Genomic DNA, 18943 nt, shown 5'->3' on the forward strand with positions numbered 1-18943 from the left:
CTGATATGGCATTAACGAAATTCATACACTCTCAGACAGGCATGGAAATACCTAATGCGTATATTGTAATGCCGCATATGGAAGGTGGAAAAGAACTATTAAAGATCAATGTAAAAATTTTCATATCCAGAGAAGCTTATAAAGAAGGAAAGGTTCCTGTAGAGGATACCTATAAAAGCTTTGTGCCTTCAGTTGAAGAAGGATCTGGCAACTATCACAAACAGTCGTACGAGTATCTAAAGACTCTTCCGGAGTATGCAGGAGCAATTGATGTACTTGAATAGCAGGACCATACTGCGTAACAAAGGAGGTAACCATGAAACCTTGGCCATCATCACCAGATAGAGTCAAACCAGTCGTTATTACCTTGGCAGATGGCATCAATCAATCAGTAGAGTCCATAGAGATTGCAGACGGTCAATGTACCGACGCAATCAACGTGGACTCTTTTATTTACCCCACACTTCAGGTGCGTGACGGTTACGCATTGCATAGCACACACACAGGCTATATCAATCGCCTATTTACCTTCCTTGGTGTTTGGTACTGCGGCAATGAAAGGGGCTTATACAGGTTCACAGGATCATCATGGGCGGCAGTGTATGAGTATGGTGATTCCAACAATGAACGGCTATGGGATGCGGCGATGTTTTTCGATGGTTCTAAGCTGTACTTTTTAGACGGATCGCTTCAATTGCAGCAGTGGGACGGAACGACGCTAACACCAATGAGCTCAGCGCCAGCAGCAAGTGCTTTCCTTACAACTCACGCCAACCGTTTCTACTTAGCGAATCGCAATGACAATCTGCTGTCATACTCAGGATTGCGTGATGCGGCTGACTGGACAAGCACCAACAAGTACACCGGGACTGGTAAAATCACCGTTGAAACACCAGACGGAGAGAAGCCAACCGGACTGATAGCCTACGCTGATCATGTGATACTCTTCAAAAAATACACGCTGCACGAATTATACGGCGAGGATAGCACCAACTTCCAAATGCAGAACCCTTATGGTGTCGGCTGTATCTCAGACCGGACGTTAGTCCCGACGAATTCCGCATTATATTGGCTGGCTTCAGACGGAGTATATGCGTACTCCGGTGGAGCAACGCCTGTTAAGATCAGCGACCAGATAAAGAATTACATTTCTTCCATAAACCAAAGCTACGCCCGTCATTGTACCGCTGGTACTGATGGGCGTTTCTTGTATCTCTCACTTGTAACTGGTGGGAATACCATCCCAAACGTGACACTCAAGTACGACTTACAGGGTGGGCGCTGGTGGCCTTGTAGCTTCGTGGCTACATCTTACTTCCTTAACGGTCAAACGCTCTATATCGGCACATCAGATGGTCGTGTACTTCAAATGGGCGGTGCTACTGACGGTGGTAACGTGATTAACTGGTCCATCGAGACTAAGCCATTCTCTGAAGGTGATGAAACGGTACGCAAGACCATTAACCGCATATGGGTGATAGCAGATATCGAGCCGGGATCAACGCTTAATGTGGCTTATGCTGGTGGTACAGAGGGCGGCGCATGGAACGTGGTTAACTCAATCACAAACGGTACTGGAGTGATCCGTAGTACTCGTATCCCCGTTATTGTACGCACACCTGAAACGTGGTATCGCCTAAAGCTATACGGCACAGGTAAGGTCAAAATACACCGCATTGTGCGAGAAGTATCAAGGAGGAACTCATAGATGGCTAATGTGAATTTACCGAATACCGATGGCATGACAACAATGGACGAGCTTCGAAACGCTGTCGGCAAAATGACCAAGGAATTATCATGGCTGCTTAATAACCTAGACACACGGAATGTAAATGAGCTTAATGCAGAGGTGATTATAGCCAATACGATCACCGCTGATAAGATGAATGTCAATGAACTATCAGCGATCACAGCAAACTTAGGGCACATCACAGCAGGGTTGATTGAGTCTATACGGATATTCGGGTCATATATCGCAACGCGAAATGGGGCTTTCCCAAGGGCGGAGCTCAATAATGTTGGAGATCTTATAGCGGTTTATACGAATGCAAATAACTATTTGACAATTGAGCCAGGTATTACGGATGAACCTGTAATAACATATCGTAATGGTGGATCCCCTTCACTTGTAATAGGACCAGCTTTTGGTTTTTCAGTGGTTCTATCAACATCAGACATATTAATGGGAACAAATAACGGATCTTTACAGTTGCAGTGTGGATCTGGACCTTTTGATAACATAACCGTTCCTAATTGGGACAGGCTTGTTAACCCTATGACTGGCTTGAGTCTGCAAGATGAATTAGATTCACTTCGAGCAGAATTAGCTGGGAAAGCTGATATTTCACACTCACATACTGTCAATCTTGGAACTCATAATCACGGCATTGCTGGTGCAGTTAACTGGGGAGGAACCTTCTCAGTATCCTAATAGGATGGTACAATTAGGAAAAACTGTTACGGAGGTTGTCGAATCATGAAAAAGTTAATTACAGGAGCAATTGCAGGGGCGCTATTGCTAACAAGTGTGTCAGTATTCGCAGATTCTGCTAGTTTAGTAGGAAAGAAAGTTCAAGGATTATTCACAGTTGAACAAAATGGGAAGAGAATCGCTGACGCAGTTATCATTGATGGCACTGCATATGCTCCTGTAAGAGCTGTTTCTGAAGCTGCAGGGGTTGAATTAAAGGTAGAAGGGAAGAAAATTCTAATGTTAGAGTCCAAATCAGAAACAACAGTAGCTGAATCTAGTCCATCACCTACGGCAACACCATCAAAAACCGAAACGGACATTATCAAAGAAAAAGCAAGGAATATTCAGATCGAGATAAATAAACAGCAAACTGCAGGTATGGACATATATTTGAAACTAATTAATGATAAAAACAATACAGAGTTAAAAGAAAAATATGAACAATATGATAATAGTATTAAAGGATTACAAGAGGAATTGAAAGTGTTGGAACGCCAACTAACAGAACTGCAAAAATAACCATAAACTATTGCCCTACCATGCTACACTGAAGGAAATAATATAACGGCCAGAGGACTCCATTCGGGGTCCTTTAATTATGAGGGGGATTATACAATGCCAAAAGAAACCCAAGAAAAATTACACAAGACAATCGAATTATTATGTGAGGACGTACAGGAATGTGTTAATATCAGTATAAAAAATGGAAGTCATTCAGTTGGTATGCCCCAACTTCCTGACCTCCTTAATTCCATTGCAAATCTAGTTAATGCTACAAGATTTTAAGAGTCAGCCGCTTTAACCGCATTATAAACGGTTTTGTAAAACTTAGCGATTTCATTAGCGTTGATAACGTTAATTTCTTCAACCGTATTACTCATACCAACTGAATCTTTAATGATATGTCCACTTTGTATTGCTGCAATAATAATTTCTTTAGCAATCTCTGAATAAGTTTGTGCCAAATCTAACACCCCCTTCCCGACAGTACATTTTATAGTAAATTTTTAAAAATAAATAGGATTTATTTGGTAGGGCCTCGTATGAGGTCCTTTTTATATTGCAAAGGAGTGATAATATGGCGGCGACGATTGGAAACGGCGTAGTAGACTACAACACGGCTGAAGCAGAAGCTAAGAAGAAACTGGTAGCCAACCAACTGAAGATCAACAATGATCCTAACTATGTAGCAAGCGAACAACAACGCGCGTTACAGGTGATTGCACAGCGTCAAGCGCAGGGGTTAGATACCACCGGACAACAAAAATATCTAACGCAGCAGTTAGGATATAAAGCTCCAGCAGCAAACACGGCGGCAGCATCTACGCCCACAGCAGCATCTAGCACACCAAAGAATAACACCCAACAAGGTTCCGAGTACCTGGAACAGATGAAAGCTATCGCCAACCGGACGATTACTCCATATTCATATAACCCTGATGCTGACCCGGCATATCAAGCAGCATTAAAACGGGCTGCGGCTAATATCGAAACTGGTAACTCACAGGCACAAGCTGAAATGAACAAACGCGGAATCCTGAACAGTACCATCACATCTGATCGAATGGGTGAGATAGCCTCACAAGAGATGGGTAACGTCGAAACGAACATAGTTCCACAACTGATGCAAGCTGACTACCAACGATACTTAGATAGGATCAATCAAGAGCAACAGCAATTTAGTAACCTTGGGTCGCTGGCAAATACGTCATTCAGTGAGGACCAACGGGCAATCGACAACACTAACACTCGCGCTGGATTGACTGGGTATCTTTCAGGTGGGGAAGAAGCTCAAGGATTGGTAAGTCAACTACTAAACCTAAAACAGCAAGCTGAGACTAAAGGTATCACAGCAGCTGAACGCAATAAACTGAGCAATCAAGCTGATGGTATCCGCGCTATGCTGTCACAGATGGGCGTTGATGCAAGCCAGTACGCCGCAGGTGTGAACTACAATACAGCTAGTCAAGTTACACCGAATATACGTACACTCGCTGGGCAAGAGTCTGACAGAGCAGCTAATGCACAGACATTCAATCAGAACCTTGCTACACGCCAGCAGGATACATCAGAGAAGCAGTATAACGAAAGTTTTGCTTATCAAAAAGCACGTGATGCAATCTCTGATAAACAATGGAAAACAAAGTTTGATGAAGATGTTCGTCAATATGGCCTTAACTATGGACTGCAAAGTCTTGCACAAGAAAATGATCAATCTTATCGTCAGGCTCAACTCGCGCTATCTCAAGACGATAACTATCGTGCTTGGACACAACTTGATTATGAAACGTCACAACCGCAAACCACTAAATACTCAGGTCTTACGGCTAATCAGGTACTTAATAACATAAAGTCGCTATATCAAGAACCTATTATGACAGAAACGGTAGATCCGTTGACTAAAAAAGTAACACAAACAGCATCAGGTAAAACCAAACTAACAACAGACCCTGCTAAACTCACGCAAATGTTTGAATCTGTAATAAGTGCAGGGCTTAGTGAGACTGAAACGAAACAGATCCTACTATCACTCGGCATGTCTATGAAAGATATCGAAGCGAGAGCGAAATCGTACTCGGGAAACTGACTAGCCCCACAGCTAGTGCTAGTGGGGCTAAGTTGAACAGTAGTTTAGGTGGTTCACTTAAAAACTCAGGGGACATATTTGCGGCAGCTGGTAAAAAGTACGGTGTTGATCCGGCTTTATTAGCTGCAATTGCTGTACATGAAACTGGTAATGGTACGAGCAACGCTGTTAAAAACAAGAATAACGTTGGTGGAATGATGGGTAAAAATGGACTTATGACCTTTAGTAGCTTAGAGGAAGGTATTGACAAGATGGCATCTAACCTTAAACGAAACTACTTTGATAAAGGTCTGACAAGCATTGAAGCAATTCAGAAAAAGTATGCTCCGGTTGGCGCTAGTAATGACCCTACAAACCTTAATAGTAACTGGGTGAATGGAGTTAAGAAATATTACAAGATGTTTGGGGGTTAAAAAATGTCAATGTTTGATGCGGCACGAAATAAAATACGCGGTGAAGAAGCTAGACAAAGAGTTTTAGATCGCGTATATAATCCCAAACCAACAGAACCGGAAGAAGTGGAAGACATGTTTTCTTCTGTTAGAAAACATTTGGCTAACCCTTCTGTTACACCTCAGGCGCCAGCGACAACCGTCGCAGCTCCTGAGGTTACAGTTAATCCAATCACCAAAAAGGTGTTGGAGTCTACTTTAAACAGCGTTATGAATCCACAGGTTAAACCTTCAACAAAAAAAGAATCATCACTCGGATCAAAGATAATGGATGGTATACAAGGATTTAACGCCTTTACGGACCGCGCGAAAAGCGCTGCAACATTCGGAGGCACAGAATTAATTGATAAGCTTTTTACTAAGATTGGTACAGACGAATCCAAACAGGCGATGCAAGAAAAATTAGATCGTGCTGATAACGTAAAAGGTGGTCTAGCAGCTGATATAATAGGATCTCTTATGCCAGGGGAAGCAGCTTTTAGGGCTGGTGGAATGTTGATTAATCCTTTGATCAAGAATGCTCCTAAGGCAGTACAGACGCTCACGCGTGGTGCTGCTGGAGGTGCTTTATTCCAAGGTGGAGTAGAGGCAGGAAAGGCGCTTAATGGTGATCAGAAATCATTAAGTAATGCTGCTAAGAATATTGGTATGTCGGCGGCATTAGGAGGTGTAGGGGATCTTGCGCTTAGTGGTATTGGATCAGCACTCGGTAAGGTGTTTAGCCGTAATGCAGCGCCGCAAATACAGACACAGACTCCACCAGAGATATTTGCACTTCCAGAAGGTAGAGGAACAGTAAGGCAGGCTGAAGCGTTAAACCGTTCTAACCTTCCAGCTGGCACTCAACCTATTATTAATCCACCTAGCAGAGCTTCAGATATTATCGACATTACGCCTAGACCAGAATCAAACATGATACCTTCGCCTCAAAGTGCAGGATCTGGTGATAAAAAATTCTTGTCACAGAATGAAATTGAAGAACTACTGAAAAGAAGCGCGGAGTCGCCTAATTCATCGAATATTCAAGATATCCAATCTACACCAACAAGAAGATCGGCATATCAACGGTTACTTGATGAAACAACAGATCGAGTGCCGATGGCAGACGCAACACCGGAAGTGAATGCAGCTCCGATGCGTCAGGATATGTTTACCGATCTCTTTGGCGATCAGGGGCTAGGTATATCAGCGGCTGGCAGTAGTTCTAGGGTTGGCACTGGTCCAATTGATACAGCAGATCAAATCGTGCGTAGTTCCATTCGTAACGACAAGGAAGGATTAAAGCAAGCTGCAGCAGCTCAGGCAAGAGCGACATATCAAAACCTTGTAGATAGTTTGTCTCCATTGAAAAAAATTGGTGATGATGTTTATGAATCTGCTATGGACGCAACCAGAGCAAATAACATAGCGAATACCGTTGTTCGTGACAAATTAGTGAATCTTCAGGGTGAAGTTATAGGCAGTAGTTTGAATGATATCTTCAAGAAGGTAGCACGTGGACAGGATAAAAACTTCATTGATTACCTCACTTTGAGGCATGCCAAAACCCGTATGGGCCGTGGAGAACGTGTTTATGCAGAGAACTTGGGAATGACTCCCGAGAAGGTGCAGCAGCGTATCCAGACATTGAATGAACGTTATCCCGGATTCGAAGAAATTGCACAGGAATGGGACAAATTCAACGATAATGTATTACGTGAATTTGGAGTCAATGAAGGTTTACTTTCTACTAAAGCTTACAATGCTATGAGGGAACAGAACCCAAATTACTCTCCAATGAAACGGCAGTTTTCACGTTCAGAGAAGCCAGGACGTAGCTTCATACAAAAATCTACAAAATCGTCTTTTAGTGGACAGAATGCACCAATACAGAAAGTTAGCCCTACCGGATCTGTCCGGAACATTGTTGACCCTCGTAAATCCACAATTGAATCTGTGGGAGCATGGACTAACGCGGCGTTGCGTAATCGAACAATGCAGTCGATTGTGAAAGCTATTAAGCGTGATCCTGATGCTTTTGATGGAGTCATATCCTTTGCTGACGTTGCGGATAATGTGAAGACATCATCTATTAATGAGATGAACAATCTTATTGAAACTGATGGTATTGAAGGTTTGCTTACAGCTCTAGATAATGATTTTGAAATGCTGTTCAACAAAGGTAAAAACATTAACCTCAGCGACGACAATGTAGTTAGAGCAATGGTCGATGGTGAACCAGTATATTTAAAAGTGCATGATCCTGAGATCGTGAAAGCTCTTATGGGTATGGGGCCGCAGGCATCGAATGTCCTGATTGATACCATGAGTGCATTCAGTAATGCAACCAAACGTGGGGCAACCGGATTACTTGCACCAGCATTTGCAATTAAGGGCGCTACAATGGACCTTGCACAGTCAGCAATACAGTCGAAGCAGCCAGTGAAGCAAATTGCTTACACTGTAGGATCTATTTTCTCTGGAATTGGCGATTCCTTAAACATTCCAGGACTACGAAACTGGGCTCAGGAATACCGTAGGGCAGGCGGTGGATACACCGCATCACTGAAAGGTGATCGTAAATTGAATACTGGTATAGCAGACATGACACGTGATCCTTTACTATCGGCTAAAGGAATAGCAAAAGGCACGCGAAAAGCTGTTACAGCACCATTTCGAGCACTAGAAGGATTGGGTAACATCGCTGAAAATGCACCGCGTATTGCCGCTGCTAAGATCGAACGTGAGAGCCTTGGAAATCAGATCACACCAGAGAACATTCGTCAGGCTATGAGTGCAGGGCGTGAAGTAACAGTTAACTTCTCTCGCAAAGGCGCTCTTACACGTGATATTGAGGCGTTTGTTCCATACAATAATGCTGCTGTACAAGGAACGTATCGTGTTCTAAGAGCATTTAAGAAGAACCCAGTACGGACAGTTGCGGCAATAGGTACGTTAGCTGTACTTCCTAAGATGTATGAATACTCCAAGTTCGGTGATGACCCAGATTATCAGAACCTTCCGGCACGTGAGCGCATGAGAAACCTTATAGTTAAGAAGAATGACGACGGTACTTTTGTTAAGATTCCGATGGAGCCAGCTTATAACAGCTTTGGAGAAGCGACAATAGAAGCCCTGAGATACTTCAAAGACAATGATCCAAAAGCATTCAAGGGCTCAATGGATGCCCTAGCAAATGCGTGGACACCGCCGTTGTTGACTGGTGCATTGCAAGGAATTACTAAAGGTGACGGAGCAGAGGGAAGCATTGCTGGTGTAGTTAACTCCACAGTTGCAGCACCATTCGTTGCTACGGTAGCTAACCAATCATTCACAGGTGCCCCAATCGTTTCACAAGCATTACAAGACCGGAGTAAACAATATCAGTATGATGAAAGAACGAGCTCAGTAGCGAAGAAAATAGGCGAGACAATGAAAATGTCACCACAAAAAGTGGACTATATTATTAAAAGTTATGGCGGTGACCTTGCAAGATTGGTACTTCCTCTTACATCAGACCTGGGGCAAGGGAATGCACGTAATACACTACTGAAAAATTTTATAGTTGATCCTCAGTTTAGCAACACGTTAACCGATGATTTCTATACTGCTAAGGACAAGCTTAATCAGGCTTACGCTAATTTTAATGAGGCAGATGTTGAACTGCCTAGCTGGTACGATGATGACATTAGAAAGGCGCTTAATTCGTCTGCAAAGGGTTCTGTTTCTAAACAATTATCCGAACTACGTGACTGGAAGAAAGAAGTCACTGCTGATAAATCGCTATCTGACAAGGAACGGACCAAGCAAATACGTGAGATTCAACAGAAGATCAATGAAATATATATTGATGTTAACTCTGTGCTTTCAGAATCGGGTGTGATCAAATGATCGAGATGGACGAGACAGAATTAAAACAATCAGCAGTATCGGATGAATTACTATATCTGATACTGCTTTTTCATGGGCCCGAAGTGAAAGATCTCTTTTTATACGGCGGTGAAACTATTGTGGAGTGTACTCGAGACGCTGTATGAGTTAGTTTTTTATATATTCAAAAATATTAACAACATTAAATGGGAGGCCCTTATAGGGTACTCCCTTTATTTATTCGGTAAACGATCTGGTATGAAGATGTTCCGTAAATTTATGGTCACACATTTTAAATATCTAGAAGATGAGGAATCGCAATGGCGATATTACGTAAACAAGCAGCTTGTAAACTTAGGCGCGGAAAGGTTCATCCCAAAAAAGCAGTATGTTGGCAGTGGGAAACGATCAAAGCTTCAGGTAGTGAAGAACTCAACTACATTATCGAACTTATCACAGGTGGTCACAGACCAGGGAGGGCGATACCGGATGAACGAACAAAAGATACTAATAGCAGATGATGATGGCCATGGCATTGATACCGCTGGGAAACGCACACCGCTATTTCCGGACGGAACTTATATGAAGGAAAACGAATTTAATCGTGCAGTTATAGATAAGCTGAACGTCCATTTGAAGCGAAATAACTTTGATGTGCTGCACGTATCTGCAGGAGATACGGACGTACCGCTTAAAACCCGTACGGACCTAGCAAATAATACAATCCCTAACGGTTTCGGTCGCCCGGCTGATGCCTTTTTATCTGTTCATGCTAATGCAGCAGGAAACGTGTGGAACAGCAAGGTAAAGGGAATCGAAATATTCTACCGTGCTGGATACAAAGAAGGTAAGAAGCTCGCACAAGACGTGCAAGAGTATCTGGTTAAAGGTACGCCATTGTTCAATCGTGGGCTGAAGACAAACAACCTTCACGTCACACGCGAAGCTAAGATGCCAGCGATACTGATCGAGGGTGGATTTATGGATAATCCAGATGAAGCGAAACTTCTGATGTCTGATGCATACCGAGAGGAATGCGCTGAAGAGATCGCGCGCGGTATATGTCAGTACTTCGGTCGCACTTATATAGAAGTAACGCCACCAGCCCCACCACTGCCAGTCGGCGTCAATCCGGTTAGCATTGTGATCGGCAGCAATGATCCGTACAGCGGGCTGCTTATCAACGGAAGCAGCTGGGTGCCGGCCAAAGAGGTTCTGACTGTACTCGGTGTGAAAACGTGGATGTTCCAGAAGAAATCAATTTATATCGGTGAATCTTCGGTAGAAACAAAAATAATTAACAACACTAGTTATATAAAATCCGTTGATCTCGTATCCCTTGGAATTCTGAAAGGGGTGTTCTTCGATCCAGATGTCGTAAACACCAAACGAGTATTACTATTCCCTAAGGAGGCTGTTTAACCATGAATGACATGCTGAATCAAGTAATGCTGTTTGCCTCGGTGCTATCTGCTATCGTGTTGGCGTTCCTGCAGCTGGTTAAGGCTACCGTCAGTGTACCTAAAAACCTAATTCCCATCATTGGTCTTGTGATCGGTCTATTGGCTGGATACCTTGGTTACATCTTCACTGACCTAGAAACCGTACCTCGCCTATGGGCTGGAGCATTCGCCGGGCTATCATCTACAGGTATATTTGAACTTGTGAAGAACAATCCAGGACATACCAAGTAATGACTAAAAGCCTCTGCTTAGCGCAGGGGCTGTTTTTGTTTATAATGGTGGTAAGGAGTGATCGTATGCCTATACCCCAAAATGTCCTTACAATAGAGATGGCTGAATACGTGTCTTCATATGTACTCAATCGTGGCGGTTGGGACGACTGTACACCTGAGAAAATTCTTGAACGGGCAACAAACTTTGAAGAGTTACATAAATGGATGAGCATCGCAACAAAATCCCCGAGAACTCCATTCCCGAAAAACCCTAAAGAATCAGATGTAATTTATGTGATCCACGACGGAACCTCTTATTGTTACTTTTTTGTAGATGGTGAATGGAAGTTGGTTGATGCTGCACCAACTTGGGCAAGGAATTTTTGAATTATCCACAATTGTTAATAAAAAATGTTACCCGGGTAACGTTTGGGTAACATGGGTAACATATAAAAACGATAATAAACGTTAATATATTACAAAATTAATAGAAGTGAATGTTACTCAAATACTGATTTATCAACATATTTATGGGATAGAGAATAATGAAGAAAAATATGTTACAAATGTTCTAGGGTATAAAGCATTTTACCAGCAGCTTGGCTATTTACGCCAAGTTGCTTTTTGTCGTTTTTCAAAACTGTGTTTTTGAGGAGGTGGAAGGCTTGGCTTTACAGCGTAGGCAACTGTTGAAACGCAATTATTTCTTCGCAAGTCTCATTTTGATTACTGGAGTTGGCGGACTGCTGGGCTATGATCTTTATTTCAAGCCCTACGTGCTCTCCCGAACCGTGGTCAAAATTAAGGTGGAAGGCGGGGAGCTTCTTCCCAAAAATTATGAGCTGAAAGCAAGTGATTTGTATCTGGATTCTGTTCAGACCAAGGATATACCTTCCGGTGTAATTACAGAAATTGCACAAGTGGAGCACAAAATTACGAATGTAAATCTGACTAACGGAATTATTTTGACGACATCGCTAGTGGATGTTAGTGATTTGGAGCCACTAGAGGATGAAGGGATTTTTCCTATACCGAAGGAGGCCATCTATGCCATCAATGGTTCACTGCGCAGTCGGGATAAGGTAGATATTTATCTTGTAGAAGCTGATCAAGAGAAACGGAGTGAATCGCTTAGCACAGATAACAAGAAGGAAGGGCAAGAGCTGATAGAGCAAAGTCCACTTAGCGAACCAGCAAAGGAGGTGTTTTTATCTGGAGTCACCGTGAACTATGTGCGAACTGAAGACAATAATGATGTGCTGGATTCAGAAAAGGGAAACAACAATAATCGATTCACTTCGACTGGCAAGGTAGCGACACCAGAGTTGAAGCTGAAGAAAAGCGATGGACAACAGCTAGGACAATTTTTGGAGCAGGGAAAGAAGCTGTGGATCGTACGGGTCGAGTAGGAGGGAAGAGTCTTGAAAATATTTAGTCTAGGCATAGATCAGTTAACCATTAATGATATCAAAAATGCAGGATTTATTGTAATTACACAAAGCGTACTTCCTGATCCATCTCATGCAGAGGGCCATATGCTAATGGTTACCAGTGACCAGATTCAAGCTCAGTCACTTAGCGAACTGCGCCGGAATTATCCGAGCTCAACGATCCTATATGTATATTTGCAAAAGGGAATCAGTGGTTACCAAGCTGTACATATGCTGTGTGAAAGCTTAGAAATCTATTTTATCCCTCCTCGTTCTACCTCGTCAGTGGTGATAGAGAAGATTCGCTTTATTCTAGACGAGGACGGGGAGGAACGAAGTAATCTGGTTGGTTTTTTTGGATCTGGTCCTGGGATCGGCTGCACTAGTGTAGCCAAGCTGTTCGCAAGACGAATTGCCGCGGCAGGCCTTCGTGTTATTGTCCTTGGACTTGATTTATATGATCCCGGATATGACCGCAAAGCGACTATTAGTCTGGATAGGCTTCGATCAAGGCTCACAGGGAAGATGATTCATGATGAGGATTTTGAGCAATTGATTAAGCAAGACGGTTACTCGTATCTCCCAGGCAACTACGATTACTTGAGTGCACAAGATTATCAGGAGGATGAGATTGAATATTTTTTGGCTAGAGCTGGGGCAAATGCAGATGTGGTTATTGCTGACTTTGGCTCTATTCCGGAAAGCGCAGCATGGTATGTCGGAATGCACAAATCGGCACTGCGTATGATCGTCACTCATCCAAAGCATGAATACAGACTCGAACCTCTTCTAGAGCTTGCTGGGCATATGGATCTACGTCCACATGATTTTCAACTGATTATTAACCGCAGTAATGTGGAAGAAATATCTTCTCCTAAAAATCTAGCGCTTCGCTTTGGGACTGAAATCTTGCTGGAGCTACTGTATTACCAGCCCTTGCAGGAAAGCTTACCTTTAGGCAAAAAAGAGCTGCAGCATGTGGATGATAAGGTACATTCTTTGCTAGTGTCCATGAGCCTGGCGCCAGAAGCTAAAAAGAAAGGTATATTCCTATGAATGGAAATCAACCGAGCCGTCCGTTGTTCTCTCTAAAACAAAGTATCCTACGCATGAGCAAACCGGGCAAGGAAGACTTTTATGCATTTTTACAAAAAATGAAAAACGATATGAACGAAGGGCTGGAACGTGAGGATGATGCTTACTTCGAGTTAAATGCGAAGGCGCTAATTGGAGATCCGCAGGCGGTTAGCTTTTTTATGAATGAGATAGAGAAATACTTGCGGAAGACACCCTTTACGGGAAAGGTTCCAGAAGCATACAGAACGGCTGCAGAAGCGCTCTATCATGAATGGAAGGGTTTTGGTCCGGCGTATCGTTGGTTTACTGATCGTGCATACAGTGAATCAACCGGGCTACAGATGATCGGAAAGCAGATCTTTTATAACCAGAAAGGTGAGTTTGTAGCTTATCCATATGAGATGCCTTCACTAGATCGGGTTGAACAGTTAAAGCGCTCCTTATTAAAAAGTGATCCCAACAAAAAGCTGAACAAGGACAACCCTTCAGTGGAGTTTAAAATGGATGACCCGCTCTGGCCTGGTCGATTTATTAGGCTTGCCATTTGGGTATCCCCGAGAGTATGGGATGGCTTCACCACATTATCGTTACGGCGGCAGGTTGTAGAGTTTCTGAGTCTAGAAGATCAGGCGGGGACGGAATGTATTCCTGCGGAAGCGGTTGAAATGATTCGGGCGTTATCGTCTACCTTTCGCAATACCATTATTGCGGGCGCTGTAGGCTCGGGAAAAACAACCTTTGCAAATACGATCGTCGGTGAGCAACTGCTCGGATCTTCATCCTGTATGGGTGTAGTAATGATAGAAAAGCATCCGGAGTCGATTTTACCTTACCAGATTAAAGGGCACCGAATTATTCCAATCCAGGCTGCGAACGAGGAATTGATGGAGGTAGGGGTAGAATCGCTGCGGCATGACCCAAACATTTTGTATATGACGGAAATGCGGTATAACGAATGGGAATTTTATCTTTGGAGTGGGGAAAAAGGGTATGACGGCATCACCGGAACCTTCCACACCGTTGATTCGGAGGATATTCCTTATCAAGGCGCTTTTGCCGTGTCGACAAGGATTGGCGGGAGCCTTAAGGGGCATTTGATCTCTGCACTGAAATCGTGCGAGCTGGTTTTTATTTTGGAAAGTGTTCCGAACGGGAAGAAGCGGTTAACGCGAATATCGGAAGTCTTTTATGACGAGGAAAAGAACTCTGTATTTGCGAATGATCTGATGCGCTGGGAACCCCAGAAGATGTGTTGGTCCTATAATGACAGGCTGACGAAGAACCTGATTCTGAAGATGACTAGGAAAAATGAGCAGGCAACACAGTTGCTCCAGAAAGAGCTGGGACAGCTTGCAGCAGCAAAACCAATGGATCAGCCTATCAAAGAAAGCTTGAAATCTAAGATCATTCTTAACGAGTGAGGAGGTGAAACCGTGGATTTATTATTGTATATTCTTCGTTTTGTCCTTCATTTGTTAATTGTATGGGGAATTTGGTTGCTCATTAAACCGCTAATCGAACGGCATTTACGACAGGTAGGTCAGAAAGTCGATTTTCGTGTCAAACATAAAATGAGTATTTTTGGCAAAAGAGTTAGCTCGGTAAAAAAAAGGCTGTGGCTCTACCGTCATCTAGATAATCTTTTATATTTCGTACACCGAAAGTATGAGCCGGGAATTAGCGTTATGCGTTTTATGACGCGTACAGCAATAGTGTTTATCGCGGTTTTTCTATCAGGACTACTGACGCTAAGCGAGCTTCCTGGACAATTGAGTTTTAACAATCCTTTTCTGGAAGGGATAACTTTTAACGAAGGGCGTTCGATTCAGGGGGCTTGGAGATTTCCACTTTTTATGGCTGTGATTTCTGCGACGATTCCTTATTTTCGTATGAGATACATCTACGCGCAGAGGAAGGTGCATGGAAGCTATGATTTACTCGATGTAGTCAAAATCTCCACCAAATTCACTCACTTGTCGGTAGATTCCGTTCTCGATCGGACAGCGGATTTTCTTACGGATAAGAATGTGTTGAAGGGGCCTTTGAAGCTGCTAGGGGCTGCGTTTTCCAATTACAGTAATGAGAAGGAGCTTGTTGAGGAAGCCGGGAGATTTTCCAATGCGATTGGTACTACCTTCGCCCTAGAATTTATATCGGATTTGCTCTATGCCGAGAAGGAAGGAACCCGTTATTTAAAAAGCTCACTGATGCTGTTAAACCGTTCTATGGAGCAACAGAGAGAAACGATTTTGACTGTAAAAGCGGGAAGTAGAGATGCGATCAGCCTTGGCTTATACGGGAATCTTTTGGTGCTGGTATCAACGGTTGGAACCTTTATGTACATGCTGAAGCCTGATATCTATTTCCAATTGCAGTTTGAGACTACAGTAGGACTTTCTTTTTTGATGGTGATCGTCTCCGGTCTTTTTATTTCTTTTGTGATCAGCACTATTCTCGCCAGACCTAAACTGGACTACCACTAAGGTGATGAGCTATGGACAGATTGTTACTATTAGTTACTGTAATCGGGATTGTTTATGTCGCATTACTTGTCTTTGTAAGCAGTAGTAGTAAACAGGAAAGATATCTTGTCCGATTAGGACTACGGTGGAATGAGCTTGGGGATCGGGTGCAGGGGGATAGACTTCAGCAATTATTAAATGATTCTGGTTTATCGATTGCGGCCCGTAAAATTACGCTTTTCCGTTACTCTGCAGCGCTGATTTATTTAATAACTCAAGTCGTCAGTGATTTCATTCGTTCTAATTCTTTTTCTATCTATGACCCTCTAATTGCTCTACTTATTCTCGTAATCAGCAGTCCGATGCGCTATCTTCCGTTTGGCTGGGTGCTTGCATGGCTTCATCAAAAAACGGTTATTAAAAAAGACGGTGAGCTGATCTCTTTCATCCGTCTATACGAGAATAATCGGCTACGCAAGCGCGGATATGCGCAATTTGGCACTTTTTGCGGGAGTACGGCTGGACATTTTCAATATATACGTCAGGATCTGTACGAGTTGTCAGAACGAGCAGTAGATGAGGGTGTGGAGGGGGCGATTGAATGGTTTTGTGCAAAGTTTCCGGATAATCATAGTTTTATTAATGACATTCGTTCCATTTTGCTGGCTACTGAGGGTATGGATGACGACACAGAAGCGGCGAATTATTTGCGTGAGCAGAGTAAGATTATCTCCAAAATCTCCAGCGATCAGTATTTGAAAAAGTGGTCTTTTATCGGTGATCTATCTACGATCATTAATGTTATCCCATCGATTGCTACTTTTTTGATGATCGTCGCGATGGCGATGCAGTACATTTTACTGATCAAAGGGAATTTTAATGGAGTGGGTATGTTCCAGTGAAAAATAGTATATTCAATATTATTTAAAAAATATAAAATAAAAGGGAGATTTTAACAATGAAAAAGGACGCTATTTCTACAGGTTTGTTTATTGCTATTGGATTTTTATGTGTGGCCATCGTAATTGCCGTTTTGATTCCTGTAGTTCGAGATGTAATTGATGCTACGGATGATAATAAACCGACGATTCCGGGTGTGACATTTATTCAACCGCTGGATTCCAGCCAAACTGCAACTGCTCGGGTCTTAACCCATACTTCGGTTTAATTCGATTATGAAAAAAGACTCTATCTCCATAGCAATGTTTCTGGCTATTGGCTTTGTAATCGCAGGGATGTTTATCACAGTAGCTACGCATATCATTGGCAGCAGTCAAGACGATATCATCACACATACTAAGCAAGTAGAGCAATATTAGAAGGAGGCGTTTCTATTGAAGGAGACCGTCCTCCGGGCATTATTCATGTGGCTTGTCCTGTTTATTATCCTGCAGCCCATATTCACCTATATTGATTATCTGCTAGATTTACAGGTCAAAGCTAATACGTCCTACATCACACAAAAAGCTGCAACGGAGGGGATGGTCACAGCGTCTATGCGGAACGAAGTGATTTCAAATCTGAAGGCGATTGGGTTCTCAGAGGGTTCTATAGAAATTACGAGCAGTACAGATACCATTCAAGAACGCAAGCAACGAATTGATGTGTATGTAACAGCACCACGGATAAATTTGTTTCCGTATAACTTTTCCACGGTTTCGCAGCCGACCCGATATTATGGACATGGGTCAATTATGAGTGAATATCTCGATTGATTAAGGGATGAGCCTAATTTATGGATTACATTATTAAACTGGCATTTGTCCTACTGATCTTTATCTACTCCTGGTTCTTTCAGATCCAGAATCAGGAGTGGGACATGCTGCGCAGCATGCTAAAAGATGCAAACAATATCGCTGTTCACGATGCCGCGCAGGAACTAGATGAAACTGAACTCACACGAGGTCGTCTAATTATCGATCCCGCGCTTGCTTACGATACTTTTCAGCATGCCTTGCAGGCGAATCTTGGGCTTGATAATGGCCTTTCTCCCCAAGTAGGCAGCCGTTTTAAGAATCAAGTAAAGATCGTGAAGTTTGATATTGTTGATGATTCCGATGGAGTAACTTTTCCGCTTTTATACGAGGATAGAGAATATGGCATTACCAAATACATAGAGGGTCCCTCGGTTATTGCCGTCATTGAGACGGAACATCCGCTGCTGATCTCCAGAGCCAAAACACAAGAGCCAATCAGAGTACCAGCAGTTCAGGAGTATAAGTTCAATAAGTAGGAAAAATCCAATTGAGACTAGGGAGAGATTTGGAGATGAAGAAGAGAGTTGTAAAGGCGACTTTGGTATCGGCAATGTTATTTAGCGTGGTTTTGGGGCAGGGAGTGGTTGCAAAAGCGGAAACGGTTACATCAGTAGTTACGGCTAAGCCAACCACATCCGCGGTACCCACAGCAACCGTGAAACCTATAGCAACGCCAGTGCCTATTATGAGAGATAATCTGTTTAAATTTGGTCTGAAAAAAGAAGTGGATCTTCCGGTAACAATCAGCGCGGGAGGATTAACGTACACGTTGGAGAAGCTGATGTTTTACGATGTAAAGTCTAAAGAAGCACAATCTCTAATGAAGCTATATGATTACTCTGATAATATTTATAAATCACCTACTAAATATATGGTATGGACTAAACTCACCATTGAAAATAAGGGTAGTAAAGTCATTCAAGTAAGTTCTGTAGATTTGAATCCAAAATGGAATTTAAAAGTGGATGGTTATAATCTTCTTGGACCAGCACCTGGAACTAAAATGTTAGAGTTGAACAATAAGGAAGCATTGTGGGATTGGGTGTTGAAACCGGGTGAAAAGCTATCTAGCTATCAGATGTATGGGTGTATTAAAGACCCTGTAGATATTTCTATAAATGTTAATATCGCGGGGGATTTTAAAGAAAAATACATTGTTAAACGTCCAGGAGAGTAATTTA

Annotated in this window: 23 protein-coding genes; 22 read left to right on the forward strand and 1 reads right to left on the reverse strand. The window is 42.8% G+C overall.

Going from position 1 to position 18943, the window contains the following annotated elements:
• Positions 1 to 5: 5 nt before the first annotated feature.
• From MKX35_RS28060 to MKX35_RS28080, 5 genes are all read left to right on the forward strand, one after another.
• A complete protein-coding gene (locus MKX35_RS28060) occupies positions 6 to 284 on the forward strand; it encodes a hypothetical protein (protein WP_076298301.1) in 279 nt (92 codons plus the stop codon).
• A gap of 32 nt (positions 285 to 316) precedes the next feature.
• The gene (locus MKX35_RS28065; RefSeq protein ID WP_076298300.1) at positions 317 to 1708 is read left to right on the forward strand and encodes a hypothetical protein; all 1392 of its coding nucleotides are present in this window, start codon (positions 317 to 319) and stop codon (positions 1706 to 1708) included.
• The gene (locus tag MKX35_RS28070) at positions 1709 to 2431 is read left to right on the forward strand and encodes a hypothetical protein (protein WP_076298299.1); all 723 of its coding nucleotides are present in this window, start codon (positions 1709 to 1711) and stop codon (positions 2429 to 2431) included.
• A gap of 45 nt (positions 2432 to 2476) precedes the next feature.
• Positions 2477 to 2992: a hypothetical protein gene (locus MKX35_RS28075; RefSeq protein ID WP_076298298.1), complete on the forward strand. Its 516-nt coding sequence runs from the start codon at positions 2477 to 2479 to the stop codon at positions 2990 to 2992.
• A gap of 96 nt (positions 2993 to 3088) precedes the next feature.
• Positions 3089 to 3259 carry a hypothetical protein gene (locus MKX35_RS28080; protein ID WP_179086637.1) on the forward strand — a complete coding sequence of 57 codons (171 nt, stop codon included), beginning with the start codon at positions 3089 to 3091 and terminating at the stop codon, positions 3257 to 3259.
• Here MKX35_RS28080 and MKX35_RS28085 read toward each other — a convergent pair.
• On the reverse strand, positions 3256 to 3438 hold the full coding sequence (locus tag MKX35_RS28085; RefSeq protein WP_076298297.1) for a hypothetical protein: 183 nt from the start codon (positions 3436 to 3438) through the stop codon (positions 3256 to 3258). The two genes, MKX35_RS28080 and MKX35_RS28085, sit on opposite strands and share 4 nt — an antisense overlap.
• Before the next feature lie 113 nt (positions 3439 to 3551).
• Between MKX35_RS28085 and MKX35_RS28090 the strand changes: the two genes are divergently transcribed.
• The 17 genes from MKX35_RS28090 to MKX35_RS28170 all read left to right on the forward strand — a co-directional run bounded on the left by MKX35_RS28090 (position 3552) and on the right by MKX35_RS28170 (position 18939).
• Positions 3552 to 5060 carry a hypothetical protein gene (locus MKX35_RS28090; RefSeq protein ID WP_076298296.1) on the forward strand — a complete coding sequence of 503 codons (1509 nt, stop codon included), beginning with the start codon at positions 3552 to 3554 and terminating at the stop codon, positions 5058 to 5060.
• A gap of 32 nt (positions 5061 to 5092) precedes the next feature.
• Positions 5093 to 5473, forward strand: a complete 381-nt coding sequence (locus tag MKX35_RS28095) for a glucosaminidase domain-containing protein (protein WP_076298295.1) — start codon at positions 5093 to 5095, stop codon at positions 5471 to 5473.
• Positions 5474 to 5476: 3 nt separating this feature from the next.
• Complete coding sequence (locus tag MKX35_RS28100) at positions 5477 to 9382, forward strand: LPD38 domain-containing protein (RefSeq protein ID WP_076298294.1); 3906 nt, start codon at positions 5477 to 5479, stop codon at positions 9380 to 9382.
• Positions 9383 to 9681: 299 nt separating this feature from the next.
• Positions 9682 to 9882: a hypothetical protein gene (locus MKX35_RS28105; RefSeq protein ID WP_076298293.1), complete on the forward strand. Its 201-nt coding sequence runs from the start codon at positions 9682 to 9684 to the stop codon at positions 9880 to 9882.
• Entirely contained in the window at positions 9851 to 10783 is a 933-nt protein-coding gene (locus MKX35_RS28110) for an N-acetylmuramoyl-L-alanine amidase family protein (RefSeq protein WP_076298292.1), read from the forward strand. Before MKX35_RS28105 ends, MKX35_RS28110 begins: the two co-directional genes overlap by 32 nt.
• A 2-nt stretch (positions 10784 to 10785) precedes the next feature.
• On the forward strand, positions 10786 to 11055 hold the full coding sequence (locus tag MKX35_RS28115; RefSeq protein ID WP_076298291.1) for a holin: 270 nt from the start codon (positions 10786 to 10788) through the stop codon (positions 11053 to 11055).
• A 65-nt stretch (positions 11056 to 11120) separates the two neighbouring features.
• Positions 11121 to 11423, forward strand: coding sequence for a hypothetical protein (locus MKX35_RS28120; RefSeq protein ID WP_076298290.1), 303 nt, complete (start codon positions 11121 to 11123; stop codon positions 11421 to 11423).
• A gap of 278 nt (positions 11424 to 11701) precedes the next feature.
• Positions 11702 to 12445 (forward strand): hypothetical protein, encoded by a 744-nt coding sequence (locus tag MKX35_RS28125; RefSeq protein ID WP_076284068.1) that lies wholly within the window; start codon positions 11702 to 11704, stop codon positions 12443 to 12445.
• 12 nt (positions 12446 to 12457) lie between these two features.
• A complete protein-coding gene (locus MKX35_RS28130; protein WP_076298289.1) occupies positions 12458 to 13522 on the forward strand; it encodes a hypothetical protein in 1065 nt (354 codons plus the stop codon).
• The gene (locus tag MKX35_RS28135; RefSeq protein WP_076298288.1) at positions 13519 to 14964 is read left to right on the forward strand and encodes an ATPase, T2SS/T4P/T4SS family; all 1446 of its coding nucleotides are present in this window, start codon (positions 13519 to 13521) and stop codon (positions 14962 to 14964) included. The genes MKX35_RS28130 and MKX35_RS28135 overlap by 4 nt, the downstream gene beginning before the upstream one ends.
• A gap of 12 nt (positions 14965 to 14976) precedes the next feature.
• Positions 14977 to 16026, forward strand: coding sequence for a hypothetical protein (locus tag MKX35_RS28140; RefSeq protein ID WP_076298287.1), 1050 nt, complete (start codon positions 14977 to 14979; stop codon positions 16024 to 16026).
• An 11-nt stretch (positions 16027 to 16037) separates the two neighbouring features.
• Positions 16038 to 16907, forward strand: a complete 870-nt coding sequence (locus MKX35_RS28145; RefSeq protein ID WP_076284072.1) for a hypothetical protein — start codon at positions 16038 to 16040, stop codon at positions 16905 to 16907.
• Between the two features lie 56 nt (positions 16908 to 16963).
• A complete protein-coding gene (locus tag MKX35_RS28150; protein ID WP_076298286.1) occupies positions 16964 to 17173 on the forward strand; it encodes a hypothetical protein in 210 nt (69 codons plus the stop codon).
• Between the two features lie 7 nt (positions 17174 to 17180).
• Positions 17181 to 17324, forward strand: a complete 144-nt coding sequence (locus MKX35_RS28155) for a hypothetical protein (protein WP_156113062.1) — start codon at positions 17181 to 17183, stop codon at positions 17322 to 17324.
• 15 nt (positions 17325 to 17339) lie between these two features.
• Entirely contained in the window at positions 17340 to 17720 is a 381-nt protein-coding gene (locus tag MKX35_RS28160) for a hypothetical protein (RefSeq protein ID WP_076284074.1), read from the forward strand.
• 20 nt (positions 17721 to 17740) lie between these two features.
• Complete coding sequence (locus tag MKX35_RS28165) at positions 17741 to 18238, forward strand: hypothetical protein (RefSeq protein ID WP_076298285.1); 498 nt, start codon at positions 17741 to 17743, stop codon at positions 18236 to 18238.
• Between the two features lie 35 nt (positions 18239 to 18273).
• On the forward strand, positions 18274 to 18939 hold the full coding sequence (locus MKX35_RS28170; RefSeq protein WP_076298284.1) for a hypothetical protein: 666 nt from the start codon (positions 18274 to 18276) through the stop codon (positions 18937 to 18939).
• Positions 18940 to 18943 lie beyond the last annotated feature (4 nt).

This window comes from Paenibacillus sp. FSL R5-0923, assembly GCF_038009145.1.
Taxonomy (GTDB): Bacteria; Bacillota; Bacilli; order Paenibacillales; family Paenibacillaceae; genus Paenibacillus_AQ.

What these genes read in the sequence shown, in the direction of transcription:
- MKX35_RS28060 (WP_076298301.1), top strand. Translation starts at nt 6, where the DNA reads ATGGCATTAACGAAATTCATACACTCTCAGACAGGCATGGAAATACCT.
- MKX35_RS28065 (WP_076298300.1), top strand. Translation starts at nt 317, where the DNA reads ATGAAACCTTGGCCATCATCACCAGATAGAGTCAAACCAGTCGTTATT.
- MKX35_RS28070 (WP_076298299.1), top strand. Translation starts at nt 1,709, where the DNA reads ATGGCTAATGTGAATTTACCGAATACCGATGGCATGACAACAATGGAC.
- MKX35_RS28075 (WP_076298298.1), top strand. Translation starts at nt 2,477, where the DNA reads ATGAAAAAGTTAATTACAGGAGCAATTGCAGGGGCGCTATTGCTAACA.
- MKX35_RS28080 (WP_179086637.1), top strand. Translation starts at nt 3,089, where the DNA reads ATGCCAAAAGAAACCCAAGAAAAATTACACAAGACAATCGAATTATTA.
- MKX35_RS28090 (WP_076298296.1), top strand. Translation starts at nt 3,552, where the DNA reads ATGGCGGCGACGATTGGAAACGGCGTAGTAGACTACAACACGGCTGAA.
- MKX35_RS28100 (WP_076298294.1), top strand. Translation starts at nt 5,477, where the DNA reads ATGTCAATGTTTGATGCGGCACGAAATAAAATACGCGGTGAAGAAGCT.
- MKX35_RS28105 (WP_076298293.1), top strand. Translation starts at nt 9,682, where the DNA reads ATGGCGATATTACGTAAACAAGCAGCTTGTAAACTTAGGCGCGGAAAG.
- MKX35_RS28110 (WP_076298292.1), top strand. Translation starts at nt 9,851, where the DNA reads ATGAACGAACAAAAGATACTAATAGCAGATGATGATGGCCATGGCATT.
- MKX35_RS28115 (WP_076298291.1), top strand. Translation starts at nt 10,786, where the DNA reads ATGAATGACATGCTGAATCAAGTAATGCTGTTTGCCTCGGTGCTATCT.
- MKX35_RS28120 (WP_076298290.1), top strand. Translation starts at nt 11,121, where the DNA reads ATGCCTATACCCCAAAATGTCCTTACAATAGAGATGGCTGAATACGTG.
- MKX35_RS28135 (WP_076298288.1), top strand. Translation starts at nt 13,519, where the DNA reads ATGAATGGAAATCAACCGAGCCGTCCGTTGTTCTCTCTAAAACAAAGT.
- MKX35_RS28145 (WP_076284072.1), top strand. Translation starts at nt 16,038, where the DNA reads ATGGACAGATTGTTACTATTAGTTACTGTAATCGGGATTGTTTATGTC.
- MKX35_RS28150 (WP_076298286.1), top strand. Translation starts at nt 16,964, where the DNA reads ATGAAAAAGGACGCTATTTCTACAGGTTTGTTTATTGCTATTGGATTT.
- MKX35_RS28155 (WP_156113062.1), top strand. Translation starts at nt 17,181, where the DNA reads ATGAAAAAAGACTCTATCTCCATAGCAATGTTTCTGGCTATTGGCTTT.
- MKX35_RS28165 (WP_076298285.1), top strand. Translation starts at nt 17,741, where the DNA reads ATGGATTACATTATTAAACTGGCATTTGTCCTACTGATCTTTATCTAC.
- MKX35_RS28170 (WP_076298284.1), top strand. Translation starts at nt 18,274, where the DNA reads ATGAAGAAGAGAGTTGTAAAGGCGACTTTGGTATCGGCAATGTTATTT.